Source organism: Nocardia sp. NPDC004278 (assembly GCF_053602975.1).
This window is the reverse complement of the sequence record NZ_JBSGEQ010000030.1, coordinates 1-16,272: the sequence shown is the minus strand read 5'-3', so window position 1 is coordinate 16,272 and position 16,272 is coordinate 1. Positions and strand designations below refer to the sequence as shown.

The following is a 16,272-nucleotide window of genomic DNA, read 5'->3' as shown; positions in this document are numbered from 1 at the left end:
TCCACCGATGGCCGACAATGACGAGCTGCGCCGGTATCTGAAGAAGACCGCGAAGGAGCTCTACGAGACCAAACAGCAACTGCGCGTGCTCACCGAACGGTCGCGGGAACCGATCGCGATCGTCGGTATGGCTTGCCGGTATCCCGGTGGTGTGCGCTCCGCCGCGGATCTGTGGCGCATGGCCTCGGACGGTGTGGATGCCATCGGGGACTACCCGACCGATCGAGGGTGGGACCTGGAACGGCTGTTCAACCCGGATCCCGATGTGCCGGGCGGCATTTACACCCGTGACGGTGGGTTCCTCGACTCCATCGGCGAGTTCGACGCGGCCTTCTTCGGAATCGGCCCGCGTGAGGCCGCGGCGATGGATCCGCAGCAGCGCCTGATGTTGGAGGCGTCCTGGGAGGCGTTGGAGGATGCGGGTATCGACCCGGTGTCGTTGCGCGGCAGCGACACCGGCGTCTTCGCCGGAGTCGTCCATCAGAATTACGGTCCCCGCATCGGCTCGCCCAATATCACCGCCGAGACCGAAGGCCATGCCTACCTGGGTGTTTCGAATGCTGTGCTGTCCGGTCGGATCGCGTACACGTTCGGTTTCAAAGGCCCGGCCATATCGGTCGATACCGCATGTTCGTCGTCGCTGGTGGCGTTGCATCTGGCGTGCCAGGCGCTGCGGCAGGGCGATACCTCGCTGGCGGTGGCGGGTGGGGTGACCGTGATGTCGGATCCGTCTTTGCTGATCGCCTTTGCGCGTCAGCGTGCCTTGTCGCCCGATGCGCGCTGTAAGGCCTTCGCGGCGGCTGCCGACGGGACCGGTTTCTCCGAGGGGCTCGGCGTATTGGTGTTGGAGCGGTTGTCGGACGCACACCGGCTCGGTCACACCGTGCTGGCGGTGGTGCGTGGTAGTGCGGTCAATCAGGATGGTGCGAGCAACGGCTTGACCGCGCCGAATGGTCTGTCGCAGGAACGAGTGATCGCGGCCGCGTTGGCGAACGCCGGCCTGGCCCCGTCGGATATCGACGCGGTCGAGGCGCACGGTACCGGCACCATGCTCGGGGATCCGATCGAGGCGCGGGCATTGATCAGCGCGTATGGCGCGCGGCGCGAGAGCGCGCCGTTGCGTCTGGGGTCGTTGAAGTCGAATATCGGTCACACCTCGGCTGCCGCGGGGGTCGGCGGCGTGATCAAGATGGTTCAGGCCATGCGCTACGGCGTGTTGCCGAAGACGTTGCACGTGGATGCGCCGACCCCGCATGTGGATTGGTCCGCGGGTACGGTGCGGCTCCTACAGGACAGCGAGCCGTGGCCGTCGGGAGACCGGATCCGGCGAGCCGGGGTGTCGTCGTTCGGAGTCAGTGGTACCAACGCCCACCTCATACTCGAGGAAGCGCCCGCCCATCCGGCCACCGCTGGGTCCGCAGCTGAAGGCGAACCGGCACTGGCCGCGAAACCCATTGTGGCCGATGTTGTTCCGTTGCTGATATCGGCCAAGTCCGACGAGGCCCTGCGTGCCCAGGCGGATCGACTGCGGCAGTGGTTGATCGACGATCCCGACGTCGATGTGCGGGATGTGGCGTATTCCCTGGCAACATCGCGGGCACAGTTGGACCGGCGTGGCGCGGTCGTGGGGCGTGACCGGGACGAACTGCTGGCCGGACTGGCGGATATGGTCGCCGGTTCGCACGGCACGATCGAGGGGAAAGCTGGTTCCGATAGGACGGCGTTGCTGTTCACGGGTCAGGGCGCGCAGCGGGTTGGTATGGGAGCGGGCCTATATCGGGCGTTCCCGGTGTTCGCGGCTGCGTTGGACGAGGTGTGTGCGGAGTTCGATCCATTGTTGGGTCGGCCGCTGCAGGACCTGATGTTCGCCGATGCCGAGGGTGTGCTGGATCGGACCGAATTCACCCAGCCGGCATTGTTCGCGTTCGAGGTGGCGTTGTTCCGGTTGTTCGAATCATTCGGTGTGACACCGGATCTGCTGATCGGGCATTCGATCGGCGAGCTGGTGGCGGCGCATGTGGCCGGGGTGTGGTCGCTCTCGGACGCCTGCTCGCTGGTGGCGGCTCGGGGCCGGTTGATGGGTGCCTTGCCGGCGGGCGGCGCAATGCTCGCGGTGGCGATCGGCGAAGGAGGAGCTGTCGATATCGTCGCCGAGTTCGCCGACCGGGTGTCGATCGCGGCGGTGAACGGTCCGTCGTCGACGGTGCTGTCCGGGGATGACGAGGCGATCGATGAGGTCGAGCGGCGGTTGTCCGCCGAGGGTGTGCAGACGAATCGGTTGCGGGTCGGTCATGCGTTTCATTCGGCGCGGATGGATCCGATGCTGGCCGAGTTTCGTGCGGTGGCCGAAAGCGTGGGGTATCGGTCGCCGCGGGTGCCGATCGTGTCGAACGTGTCCGGTGAACTTGCCGGGGATGCGGTGACCGACCCGGAGTATTGGGTGCGGCAGCTGCGGGGTTGTGTGCGGTTCGCATCGGGTGTGGACACTCTGGTCGCGGCGGGTGTGCGATGGTTTGTCGAGGTTGGGCCCGATGCGGTGCTGGCGGCAATGACGCGTGGCTGTCTGGCCGAGAACCCCGAGGTCGAGTCGGTGTCGTCGGTGACGGCGGCTGCGCGGCGGTCGGTCGATGAGGTGGAGCAGTTCGCCACTTCGCTGGCGCAAGTTCATGTCGCGGGTGCGCGGGTGGATTGGCGTTCGTGGTTCGCGGGTCGTGCGGCACGTCGGATTCCGTTGCCTACCTATGCCTTCCAACACCGCCGGTTCTGGTTGTCCGGTGCCGTCGACGCATCGCCGTCGCCGACGGATCATCCGATCCTGACCGGTGTGGTCGGGTTGGCGGGTACCGACGAATGGTTGTTGACCGGCCGGTTCTCATTGCGGACTCATCCGTGGATCGCCGACCACCTGACCTACGGCGTGGTGGTTGTGCCGAGCGCGACGTTCATCGAGTTCCTCCTCGTCGCGGGTCGTCGGATCGGTTGTGGCGCGGTGGAAGAGCTCACGTTGCAGGCGCCGATTCTGCCGACCGCGGACGACGAGGTCGAGTTACAGGTGCTGGTGCGGGCGGCGGACGAGTCCGGGCGGCGTCCGTTCGATTTCTATTTCCGCAAGTCCTCCGATGCCGAATGGATCCATAACGCCACCGGTGCGTTCGGGCCGCAGCGTAACAGCGCGGAGCTCCTCGAGGGGGGGTGGTCGGGTGACTCGGCGTTGCTGTCGCGGCTGCGGGAGGAGCAGTGGCCGCCGGTCGATGCCGAGGTTGTGGACAGCGTGCGGATTCCGGAGCGGATCGCGAAGCTCACCGGGCTCGAATACGGTCCGGCGTTCGTCGGTGTGCGTGCCGCGTGGCAACGCGATGACACGGTCTTCTCCGAGATCGTGCTGGACACCGATGCGGCGCCGCAGCCGGGACGGCACGACCTGCACCCCGCGCTGCTGGATCTGGTCATGCACGCGGGGTTCTCCGGATTGCTGTGGCGCGATGCGGATTCCGATCCCGATACCGGCAGGTTGCTGTTCCGGTGGGGTGGTGCCCGTTTCCACAGGTCGGCAACGGATGGCGGGCAGTGGCCGGCCGAGGTTACGTCGCTTCGGGTCATCGCGGTCGCGACCGGATCCGAGACCGTGTCGGTCGCGACTGTCGATCCGGACGGCAATCCGATCGTATCGATCGACGCGGTGGTGATGCGTCCATATGACGTGCAGGAATTCCGGAGCGGTCTCGGCGGTGCCGAGGCGGGCCTGTACCGGGTGCGCTGGGAGCCCACCGCGGAGTCGGGTGCGAGAGACGGCCGACCGTCCCTGGCGATGCTCGGGGACGCGACGGTGGCGGGGATCGACACGGAATACGCGTCGATCGCCGATGTCGTTGCGGCCGAGCGTATTCCCGGTGTAGTGGTGTGGCGAGCGACCGAGCCGCTCGCAGCAGGTTCGGCCGTCGATGGGCCGGGATCAGTGCGGGCTCGCGTGCACGGCGCGTTGGCGACGGTGCAGTCCCTGCTCGGCGAGCAACGCCTGTCCGATGTCCGAGTGGTCGTGGTGACGACGGGCGCCGTCGGCCTGCCCGATGAGACTCCCGATCCGGCCGCGGCGGCGGTGTGGGGACTGGTGCGCAGCGCGCAGTCGGAGCATCCGGAACGGTTCGTCCTCGTCGACGAGGATCCGGACCGGCCACTGGATGCCGACCGCATCGCGGCGGCCCTGCGGTCGGGCGAGCCGCAGATCGCGGTCCGTGGTGCGCAGCTTCTGGTTCCCCGGATGGTGCGCGCGTCCGCTTCCGAGAATCCGGGGCTGCGGGCGTCGTTCGGAGATGGGACCGTGCTGATCACAGGCGGAACGGGTGGACTGGGTGCGTTGTTCGCCCGCCATCTCGTTGCCGAACACGGTGTGCGCAGTCTCGTATTGACCTCGCGCCGGGGGCCTGACGCGCCCGGCGCCGCCGAGCTGGTCGCCGAATTGGCGCAGGCCGGGGCCGAGGTCCGGGCCGTCGCGTGCGACGTCGCCGACCGCGTCGCGGTGCGCGACCTCCTGGAGACAATCGATTCCGACGCCGCACTGACCGCTGTCGTGCACACCGCGGGAATCCTGGACGACGGCACCATCGAATCGCTGACCGCCGAGCAGGTGGACCGGGTGCTGGCGCCGAAGGTCGACGGGGCCTGGCATCTGGACGAGCTGACTCGTGGCCTGAATCTGTCTGCGTTCGTGCTGTTCTCGTCGATCGCGATGGTGCTCGGCTCGTCGGGACAGGGCAACTACGCCGCGGCGAACGGCTTCCTGGACGCGCTGGCGCAACGGCGGCGGGCCGCCGGGCTGGCCGCCACATCGCTGGCGTGGGGACCGTGGAACCAGGGCAGCGGTATGACCGGCGGCCTGGACCGCGCCGCCCTCGCGCGGTGGGATCGCTTGGGTCTGAGTCCGCTCGAAAGTGCCGAAGGGGCAAGTCTTTTCGACGATGCGCTGGCTCACTCGGATGCGTGTCTGGCTCCGATCCGGTTCGACGCGAGTGTCTTGCGTCGCGCATCCGATGTCGATGTGGTTCCGGCGGTGCTGCGCGGATTCGTGCGGCGTTCGAGCCAGACGCGACCGGCGCCGGTCGCCGCGGCGGCGGGCTCGCTGGCCGCCCGGTTGGCGGGTGTGCCGCAAGCTCGGCGTAGCGAGGTAGTGCTGGAGGTCGTGCTCACCGCGGCAGCGGCAGTGCTCGGCCATGATTCGGCCGCAGACATCCGGCCCGACCAGCGCTTCGACGAGATCGGTTTCGATTCGCTGGGTGGCGTGGAGTTCCGGAACCGGCTCGGCAAGGCCACCGGCCTGCAGTTGCCATCGACGCTGGTATTCGATCATCCGACCCCGGCGGCGGTGTCGAAGCTGGTGCAATCCCGCGTCGAGCCGACAGTGGGCGAACCCGCCAAGAAGGTTGTCCGCCGAGTCCGGGCGGACGAGCCGATTGCGATCGTTGGCATGGCCTGCCGGTTCCCCGGCGGGGTCGAATCACCGGACCAGCTGTGGGATCTCGTTGCTTCCGGAACCGACGCGACCGGCGATTTCCCATCGGATCGGGGCTGGGATCTGGAGCGGCTGTTCGACGCGAATCCGGACAAGCCCGGTACCGTCTACACCCGACGCGGCGGATTCCTCTACAACGCAGGCGATTTCGACCCGGGATTCTTCGGAATCGGTCCACGGGAGGCATCCGCGATGGATCCGCAGCAGCGTCTGCTGTTGGAGGTGTCCTGGGAAGCTCTGGAGGACGCGGGCATCGATCCGACGTCGTTGCGGGGCAGCGACACCGGGGTGTACGCCGGAGCGGGCTATACGGGCTACATCGATCGGGTGGCCGGTGACCTGGAGGGCTACCGGCTCACCGGCACCACGAGCAGCGTCGTTTCCGGACGGGTTGCCTACGTCCTCGGTCTCGAAGGCCCGGCGGTCACCGTGGACACCGCATGCTCGTCGTCGCTGGTCTCGCTGCATCTGGCTTGCCAGGCGCTGCGCCAAGGGGAGAGCTCGCTGGCGCTGGCCAGTGGTGTGACGGTCGCGGCCAGTCCTTACCTCTACGTCGATTTCGCGCGGCAGCGCGGTCTCTCGCCCGATGGACGGTGCAAGGCGTTCTCCGCGGCGGCCGATGGCGTCGGCTTCGCCGAGGGCGTCGGTGTGCTGGTGCTCGAGCGGCTCGCCGACGCCCGACGGCTGGGGCACAACGTCCTGGCCCTCGTGCGCGGAACGGCGGTGAACCAAGACGGCGCGAGTAACGGCTTGACCGCGCCGAATGGTCCGTCACAGGAGCGGGTGATCGCGGCGGCGTTGGCGAATGCCGGGCTCGAGCCGTCGGATATCGACGCGGTGGAGGCGCACGGTACCGGGACGACGTTGGGTGATCCGATCGAAGCCCAGGCGCTGATCGCGGCGTATGGGCGCGACCGTGCGGAACAGCCGCTGCGGATCGGATCGATCAAGTCGAATATCGGCCACACCGTGGCCGCGGCAGGTGTCGGCGGGGTCATCAAGATGGTGCAAGCGCTGCGCTACGAAACCCTGCCGAAGACACTGCATGCGGACGAGCCGAGCCCACATGTGGACTGGTCCGCGGGCGATGTCCAGCTGTTGACCGAGGCGCAGCCGTGGCCGACCGGCGGACGGGTCCGTCGGGCCGGTGTGTCGTCGTTCGGTGTCAGCGGCACCAACGCGCACGCGATCCTCGAGGAAGCGCCCGCCCAGTCGGTCGTCTCGGCCCCGGCTGCCGACCGCCCGAGCAAGGTGGTGCCCTGGCTGGTGTCGGCCAAGAATGAGACCGCCCTGCGGGCACAGGCCGCGAAACTGCGGCAGTGGCTGGTCGATCACCCCGACGCCGATCCGGCGGAGGTGGCATATTCGCTCGCGACGACACGTGCGCAGCACGAGTCTCGGGCGGCGGTCCTGGGCGGTGATCGCGACGAACTGCTGGCGCGGCTGGCGACGCTCGTCGCCGGATCTTCCTCGGCCGGAGTGGTTTCCGGCACGGTGGGCTCGGGGAAGACCGCCTTGCTGTTCACCGGTCAGGGCGCGCAGCGGGTCGGTATGGGCGCGGGTCTCTGCGCTGCCTTCCCGGTATTCGCCGCGGCGCTGGACGAGGTGTGTGCCCGATTCGATCCGCTGCTCGGGTTTGCCCTGAAGCAAGCGATGTTCACCGGACACCTGATCGACGATCAGGGAGTCGCCACGGACACCGGGATGCTGGATCGGACACGATTGACCCAGCCCGCGCTGTTCGCGTTCGAAGTGGCGCTGTATCGGCTGCTGGAGTCGTTCGGAGTTGTCCCGGATGTGTTGATCGGGCATTCGATCGGTGAACTGGCGGCGGCGTATGTAGCCGGTGTGTGGTCACTGGAAGACGCCTGCGAGCTGGTCGCGGCACGCGGACGGCTGATGGCGGCGCTGCCGGAGGGTGGCGCGATGCTCGCGATCGCCGCATCCGAGGCCGAAGTCGGCGCGGCGATCGCCGGATTCGGTGATCGGGTGTCGGTGGCAGCGGTGAATGCGCCTGCGGCCGTGGTGGTCTCGGGTGACGAGGACGCCGTCGACGAGATCGATCGGCAGTTCACCGGGCGGGGGCGCAAGACGAGCCGGTTGCGGGTGTCGCATGCGTTCCATTCCCACCGGATGGAGCCGATGCTGGCCGAGTTCGAGACCGCAGCGGCGGGAGTAACCCACAACGCCCCACGGATTCCATTGGTGTCCAACGTCTCCGGCCGGATCGCCGGTGACGAGATCCTGGATCCGGGGTACTGGGTATCGCAGGTGCGCGCCGCGGTGCGTTTCGCGCCCGGTGTCGAGACGTTGGTGGCGTCGGGCGTGCGCCGGTTCCTCGAAGTCGGACCCGACGCGGTGCTCGCGGCGATGACGCGGCACACGCTTCCCGAGGATGTCGAGGCTCGATCCGTGGTCGCCGCGGCGGCCCGCCGGGATCACGACGAGGTCGAGCAGTTCCTCACGATGCTCGGCCAGGCGCACACCGCCGGGGTGGCTGTCGACTGGGCTGGGCTGTTCCCCGACCGGATGTCACGAGTTGCCTTGCCCACCTATGCCTTCGAACATCGGCGGTACTGGCTCGAACCCGGCCTCGGAGAGCCCCGCAATGCGTCGGAACACCCGCTGCTCACCGACGTGGTGCGAGTGGCCGACCGCGCCGATCCGGCGGGTGGACGGGCGGCGCGGTATGGGGTGCGCTGGGCGGCGGTCGGGATGCCCGACGGGCTCACCCCGACCGGGAGCGCAGCCGTGCTGGGCGGCGCGCAAGTGGCCGGAGTCGACGAGCGGTATCCGGATTTGGCGACGCTCGCTTCGGCTCCGACCGTCCCGGATGTCGTCATCTGGCCCGAAGCCGCTGCGCTGCACGAGGGGTCGCAGCCATCCGCGCGTGATCGGGTGAATGCCGCCCTGCACCTGGTGCGAGGCTGGCTGGCCGACGAGCGATTCGCACGGTCTCGGCTGGTAGTGGTGACCAGAGGTGCGGCAGCCCTGGCCGATGCGGCGCCGGATACCGCATCGGCCGCGGTATGGGGGCTGCTGGGTAGCGCTCAGGCCGAATATCCGGAGCGGATCGTGCTGCTGGACGGCGACGAATCCGGTGGTGCGCAGCATATTTCGGCCGAACAGATCCGAGTGGCGATCGCGTCCGGAGAGCCGCAGGTGGCAGTGCGAGACGATCGCATCCTGGTACCGCGGCTCGAGGCGGAAACGACCGCGGCGGCCGAGAACGTATCGTTCGGGTCCGGGACGGTGCTGATCACCGGCGGGACCGGGGGATTGGGCGCGCTGGTGGCCCAGCACTTGGTCACCGCGCACGGTGTGCGACGACTGCTGCTGGTATCTCGCCGTGGCGAGCGTGCGGACGGCGCGGCCGAACTCGCGGCGGAGCTGTCCCGACTCGGCGCCGAGGCGCGGGTCGCCGCCTGCGATGTCACCGACCGCGACGCGCTTCGGGATCTGCTGTCGGGCATTCCCGCGGAGCACCCACTCACCGGTGTCGTGCACACCGCGGGTGTGCTCGACGATGGCACGTTCCGCACGCTCACCAGCGACCAGATCGATCGGGTATTCGCTCCCAAAGCCGATGCGGCGTGGAATCTGCACGAACTCACTCGCGATATGAATCTGTCTGCGTTCGTGATGTTCTCGTCGATTGCCGGCATGATCGGTTCAGCGGGGCAAGCGAATTACGCTGCCGCGAACAGCTTCCTGGACGCCCTCGCTGTACAACGCCGCGCCGAAGGACTACCGGCACTCTCACTCGCCTGGGGTCCGTGGCAGCAGGACATCGGCATGACCGGCGCGCTGGATCGCAACGCCATGAACCGGTTGGCGCGACTGGGACTGGCCCCGCTGGAGCGCACCGACGGCCTGCGGTTGTTCGATGAATCGCTGACCACGGCCGCACCGGTGGCGGCGTTGTTGCAGCTGGATACCGACACACTGCGCCTGGAAGCGCATACCGGTCAGGTACCGGCAGTGCTGCGCGGGTTCGCTCGCGCGCACGGCCGGTCGGCCACGACATCGAGCGCTGAACCTTCACTCGGGCAGCGTTTGCACGGTGTGGCGGAGGCGAAGCGACGTGGCGTCGTCCTGGACCTGGTGCGGCAACACGTGGCGGCGGTGCGCGGTTACGAGTCGGCCGACGACATCGGACCGGAACGCGGCTTCAGCGAACTCGGCTTCGACTCCCTGGGGGGAATCGAGTTCCGCAACCGGCTTTCGAAGGTGACGGGGCTGTCGCTGCCCTCGACCCTGGTATTCGACTACCCCACCGCGGGAGATGTCGCCGACTACCTGCTGGCGCAGACCGTGGTTACGACGCCCGCGCACCTGTCGTCTGCGGTGCCCGACGACATCGCGCGGCTCGAGGCCCTGCTCGAGCGGATTATCGCCAGCGGCAGCGATAGCGACGAGACCGTCGCCGGATTGCGGGGTGTCAACGAGCGCCTGCGCACCTACCTGACCGGCAAGTGGGCGGACGGTGCGTACGACGATCTCGAATCCCATTCCGACAGTGAGCTCTTGGATCTGATCGACGAGGAGTTTGGCCCAGCATGAGCAATCCGAGCACCAGCAACGAGGAACGGCTCAGTCGGTACCTGCGGAAGGTCACCGGAGATCTCCGCGCGGCCAATAAGCACATCCACCAGCTGCAAGAGCGTGCCAACGAACCGATCGCGATCGTCGGCATGAGCTGCCGATATCCGGGCCATGTCGAAACTCCGGCGCAGCTGTGGGAGCTGGTCGCTTCCGGTACCGACGCCATCGGTCCCTTCCCGACCGACCGAGGCTGGGACCTCGAGCGCCTGTTCGACACCGACCCCGATACGCCGGGGACTGTCTACACCCGGCAAGGTGGATTCCTGGATGCAGTAGCCGATTTCGATGCGGGATTCTTCGGAATCGGTCCGCGCGCGGCGATGGCAATGGATCCGCAGCAGCGCCTGTTCCTGGAAGCAGCATGGGAGGCATTGGAGGACGCCGGTATCGATCCGGTGTCGCTGCGCGGCAGCGATACCGGTGTGTTCGCTGGCGTGATCCACCAGGACTACGGCCCCCGCGTGGGTTCGCCGGGCCTGACCGCCGAGGCGGAAGGCCATGCCTACCTTGGGGTTACCACCAGCATCCTCTCGGGGCGTGTCGCCTTCACCTTCGGTTTCAAAGGTCCGGCAATCTCGGTCGATACCGCGTGCTCATCGTCGTTGGTCGCCCTGCACCTTGCTTGTCAGTCGCTGCGTCAGGGCGAGAGCTCGCTCGTCCTGGTTGGTGGGGTCACCGTGATGTCCGACCCCACCCAGCTGCTCGCCTTCGCTCGGCAGCGTGCGCTGTCCTCGGATGCACGGTGTAAGGCATTCGCGGCAGCGGCGGACGGGACGGGAATCTCCGAGGGCCTCGGCATGCTGGTGGTTGAGCGGCTATCGGATGCACGCCGTCATGGCCACCACGTCCTCGCGGTCATCCGCGGCAGCGCGGTCAACCAGGACGGCGCCAGCAACCGGCTGACCGCACCGAACGGTCCCTCGCAGGAAAAGGTGGTTGCGCAGGCCCTCGCCAACGCCGGTCTGACGCCCGCCGACATCGATGTGGTCGAAGCACACGGCACCGGCACTCCCCTCGGAGACCCGATCGAGGCGCAGGCGCTGATCGCCGCCTACGGTCGCAATCGCAGCGGAGATCCGCTGCGTATCGGTTCGCTCAAGTCGAATATCGGACACACCTCCGCCGCAGCCGGCATCGGCGGTGTGATCAAGATGGTGCAGGCATTGCGACACGAAATGCTGCCCGCAACACTGCATGTCGATGCTCCGACCCCGCATGTGGACTGGTCGGCAGGATCGGTGCGGCTACTCACCACGGCAGAGCCGTGGCCGGCAGGAGAGCGGGTGCGTCGCGCCGGCGTGTCCTCTTTCGGCGCCAGCGGTACCAACGCTCACCTGATTCTGGAAGAGGCTCCCGCTCTGGCGGCGGCCCCTGCCGAACCGGAGGGCGATGCCGCCGATGGTGGTGCGAAGGCCGTGACCTCCGGTGTCTCCCTCTGGCTGGTATCGGCGAAAACCGAGGAAGGCCTGCGTGCGCAGGCGGCCAAATTGCTGCAGTGGGTGACCGAACACCCCGATCTGACAGTCGACGATATCGGCTATTCACTGTTGACGAGCCGCGCCCAGCTGGACTGGCGGGGCACGGTGGTGGGCGACAACCGGGATACGATGCTCGCCGGACTGAGCGCGCTGGCCGAACACGGATCGGCGAGCTCCGCCGGTGGCGTGACGGCGGGGCAGGCGGTGCCGCGTAAGGCAGCCTTCCTGTGCACTGGGCAGGGCGCGCAGCGGGTCGGGATGGGGCGTGAACTGTACGAGGCGTTCCCGGTGTTCGCTTCCGCATTGGATGAGATCTGTGCGCAGTTCGATCCACTGCTGGGCGGTTCGCTCAGGCAGTTGATGTTCACCGGTCAGCTGGTCGATGGTGGTCCTGACCATGCCGATGCCAGTGTGCTGAATCGGACCGAGTTCACCCAACCCGCGCTGTTCGCGTACGAAGTCGCGCTGTGCCGACTCTTGAACTCGTTCGGTGTGACACCTGATGTCCTGGCCGGACATTCGATCGGTGAGCTGGCCGCCGCGTATATCGCCGGGGTGTGGTCGCTACCGGACGCGTGCCGGCTGGTCGCGGCGCGTGGTCGCCTCATGGGGCAGCTGCCGGAAGGCGGCGCGATGCTGGCCATCGCAGCGAACGAGCGCGAGGTATCCGAGGCGCTCGTCGACGATGCGCACCGAGTGTCCATCGCCGCGGTGAATTCACCTGGAGCCGTGGTGGTTTCCGGTGACGAGGACGCGGTGACGGCACTCGAGCAGAGGTTTGCCGACCGTGGGCGGAAGACATCGCGGTTGACGGTGTCGCATGCGTTCCACTCGCACCGGATGGATGCGATGCTGGCCGAGTTCGAGTCTGTCGCACGGGATGTGACCTACCATCGCCCGCAGACTCCACTGGTATCGAATCTCTCCGGCCGGATCGCCGGCGATGAAGTGCTGGAACCCGCTTACTGGGTGCAGCAGGTGCGGGCGACCGTTCAGTTCGCTCGGGGCGTGGACACCCTCGTGGCCTCGGGCGTGCGTCGATTCCTGGAAATCGGTCCGGATGCGGTGCTCACGGCCATGACCCGGCAATGCCTGCCGGAAGATATCGAAGCGCAGTCGTTGGTGGTCGCCGGAGCACGTCGCGGGCGCGCCGAGGTCGAGCAGTTCGTGCAGTGCTTGGCGCACGCGTACACGGTCGGTGTCGATGTCGACTGGCGGGCGTTCTTCGCCGGCCGCTCGGTCTCGCGAGTGTCGTTGCCCACCTACGCTTTCCAGCGCCGTCGCTACTGGCTGGCGCCCGCTGCCGGCAGGGCCGGTGTCGAATCCGTGGGTTTGGGTGCGGTGGAGCATCCGCTGCTTGGCGCGGTGGTGTCGGTGCCCGAGTCCGGTGGCGTGCTGTTGACCGGCCGATTGTCGGTAGCGACACAGCCCTGGCTGGCCGACCATGCGGTGGCCGGGTCGGTGTTGTTGCCGGGCACCGGGTTTGTGGAGTTGGCGTTGCGTGCCGGCGCCGTGACCGGGTGCCCGGTGATCGAGGAATTGACGCTGCAGGCGCCACTGCTGCTGCCCGCGGCGGGCGGTGTGCAGATCCACGTCGTCGTCGGCGGGCCCGAACATGAGTCCCCGCAGCGGCCGATATCGATCTACTCCCGCGCTGAACACGACCGCGACGAACAGTGGGTACTGAACGCGTGGGGCCTGCTGACCACCCGCGACGACATGACCGAACCCGAGCCGGTCGCATGGCCGCCGGCCGAGTCGAGTGGTATCGATGTTGCTGCCGCGTACCCGGAGCTGCTGGCGCGTGGTTACGACTTCGGTCCGGCGTTCCAGGGTGTGCGGGCGCTGTGGCGACGCGGTGCGGAGGTGTTCGCCGAGATCGCCGTCGATGCGGACACCGGGGTGCGAGGCGAAGGGTTCGGCATCCATCCGGCACTGCTGGATGCCGCCCTGCACGCAGGGGTGCTGGCCGGCGTGCTCGAAAGCATTGCGGGAAAGCCGGATTCACCGTTCACGGTCGCGGCCGGGCAGGTCGTACTGCCGTTCTCGTGGGAATCGGTGGCGCTGCACGCGGCCGAGGCGTCGGTGCTGCGCGTACGTCTGACCCCGACCGGATCGTCGGTGTCGGTGTCGGTAGCCGATGCGCAGGGACAGCCGGTGTTGTCGGGATCGGTGCAGACCCGGCCGATGCCACTCGGACAATTCGCCGCGGCTGCCGCAGGCGCGGCCGATCCGGTACTGGAACTGGTGTGGTCGCCGACCGCGTCCGGGGCCGCGGTGGTGGCTGTAACACCTCGAGATGGGGGTGTGGGGTGGTGGGACCTGGATCCCGAGTCGCCGATACCCCCGGTGGTGGTGATCGAGGCCGGGTTCGGGTGGAACGGACACACCGGCACCGACGTGGTGACCGCCACCCATACCGAAGTCGTGCGGATCCTCGAGGTGGTGCAGGCATGGCTCGAGCAGGACCGGTTCGCCTCCAGCACCCTGTTGATCGCCACGCGCGGCGCGGTCGCGCTGCCCGGTGCAGACCTCACCGACCTCGCCGGTGCCGCGGTGTGGGGTTTGGTGCGTACAGCGCAGACGGAAGATCCGGGCCGAATCGTCTTGGTCGATGCGGACACCGGCATCGACGCGCAACTTGCGGCCGCTGTCATGGCCGTGGGCGAACCCCAGGTGGTCGTGCGCGCCGGAGTCACACACACCGCTCGGCTCACTCGACCCGCGACCACGGTGCCCTCCGTGCCGGGCGATGATGCTTCCGCCTTCGGCACCGGAACGGTGCTGATCACCGGCGGCACCGGCGGTTTGGGCGCGGTGGTGGCTCGGCATGTGGTGGCTGAGCACGGGGTGCGGTCGTTGCTGCTGGTGAGCCGCAGCGGTCCGCGGGCCGAGGGGGTGGCACCGCTGTGCGCCGAGTTGGCGCAATTGGGTGCACAGGTGCACGTGGTGGCCTGTGATGTCACCGATGCCGACGCGGTGGCCGGGTTGCTGGCCGAAGTACCCGCCCAGTGGCCCCTGACGGCTGTGATCCATGCCGCGGGTGTGCTCGACGACGGGGTCATTGCGTCGTTGACCGCACAGCGGGTGGATGCGGTACTGGCACCGAAGGTGGACGCTGCCTGGCATCTGCACGAGGCGACCGCGGAGCTGGATCTGGCGGCGTTCGTGGTGTTCTCCTCGGTATCGGGCACAGTCGGTGGACCCGGACAGGGCAACTACGCCGCCGCGAACACCTTCCTCGACGGGTTGGTGGCGCATCGGCGAGCACGAGGGCTGGCCGGCCAATCGCTGGCGTGGGGTATGTGGGCACGCTCGAGCGGTATGACCGGACATCTGGGTGAGACCGATGTGGCCCGAATGAGTCGAGGCGGCTTCCTCGCGATGTCGGATGAGCAGGCGTTGGCCGGATGGGATGCGGTACTCGAACGGGACGGGGCACATGCGGTGATCGCCGTGGTGGACACCGCCGCGATCCGCGCCCGAGCCGATGCCGGACTACTGCCACCGTTGTTGCGGGAGCTGGCGCCGGCGACGGCCCGGCGCCCGGCGGCGACTTCGGCGGTGGTGTCGGGTCTGCGGCAGCGGTTGGCCGGTTCGGACGCCGATCGGCAGCGGCAGGTGGTGCTCGATACCGTGCGCACGCACGTCGCGGCCGTGCTCGGTCATGCCGGTGCGTCCGCGATCGATCCCGATCGCGCGTTCCAGGACCTCGGCCTCGATTCGCTGGGCGCCGTCGAGTTGCGCAACCGACTCAAAACCGCTACTGGCCTGTCGCTTTCGGCCGCGGTGGTCTTCGACTATCCGACACCGCAGACTCTCGCCACCTACCTGGCCGACGAGCTCACCGGCACCGGGCGGGACATCGCGGTCACTGCCGCCAAAGCTGTTGACGACGAACCGATTGCGATCGTCGGCATGGCCTGCCGGTACCCGGGTGGTGTCAATTCGCCGGAGGCGCTGTGGAATTTGGTCGTAGACGGGACCGACGCGACGTCGGAATTCCCCGTGAATCGAGGTTGGGATCTCGGACGTCTCTACGATCCCACCGGCGAGACACCGCACACCTCCTACACGCGTAAGGGCGGCTTCCTGCACTCCGCCGGCGAGTTCGATCCGGCGTTCTTCGGTATCAGCCCCAACGAAGCCGCAATGATGGATCCGCAGCAGTTTCTGCTGCTGGAGACCTCATGGGAGGCGTTGGAGCGGGCCGGTGTGGATCCCACCGTGCTGCGTGGCAGTCCGACCGGGGTCTTCACCGGGATGATGTATCACGACTATCCAGCCAATGCGAACGTGGGATCCATCGCTTCCGGTCGAGTCTCGTATGTGCTCGGTCTGGAAGGGCCGTCGGTCACCGTGGATACCGCGTGTTCGTCGTCGCTGGTGGCAATGCATCTGGCCGCGCAGTCGCTGCGGTCGGGCGAATCCGATCTGGCCTTGGCCGGTGGTGTGGCGGTGATGGCGACGCCTGAGGTTTTTGTCGAGTTCAGTCGGCAGCGGGGGCTTTCGCCGGACGGGCGGAGTAAGTCGTTCGCCGATGCCGCCGATGGTGTCGCCTGGTCCGAGGGTGCCGGTGTGCTGGTGCTGGAGCGTTTGTCCGACGCTCAGCGCAATGGGCATCAGATTCTTGCGGTGGTTGCTGGTTCGGCGGTGAATCAGGATGGTGCGTCGAATGGTTTG

At 67.8% G+C, this 16,272-nt stretch carries 2 protein-coding genes; both read left to right on the top strand.

Annotated features, from left to right (window positions below):
* Nucleotides 1–7 precede the first annotated feature (7 nt).
* On the top strand, nucleotides 8–10,069 hold the full coding sequence (locus ACWEO2_RS33780; protein ID WP_452409055.1) for a type I polyketide synthase: 10,062 nt from the start codon (nucleotides 8–10) through the stop codon (nucleotides 10,067–10,069).
* On the top strand, nucleotides 10,066–16,272 hold a 6,207-nt coding region (locus ACWEO2_RS33775; RefSeq protein ID WP_452409054.1), incomplete at its 3' end, for an SDR family NAD(P)-dependent oxidoreductase. The genes ACWEO2_RS33780 and ACWEO2_RS33775, both read left to right, overlap by 4 nt.

What these genes read in the sequence shown, in the direction of transcription:
- ACWEO2_RS33780 (WP_452409055.1), top strand. Translation starts at nt 8, where the DNA reads ATGGCCGACAATGACGAGCTGCGCCGGTATCTGAAGAAGACCGCGAAG.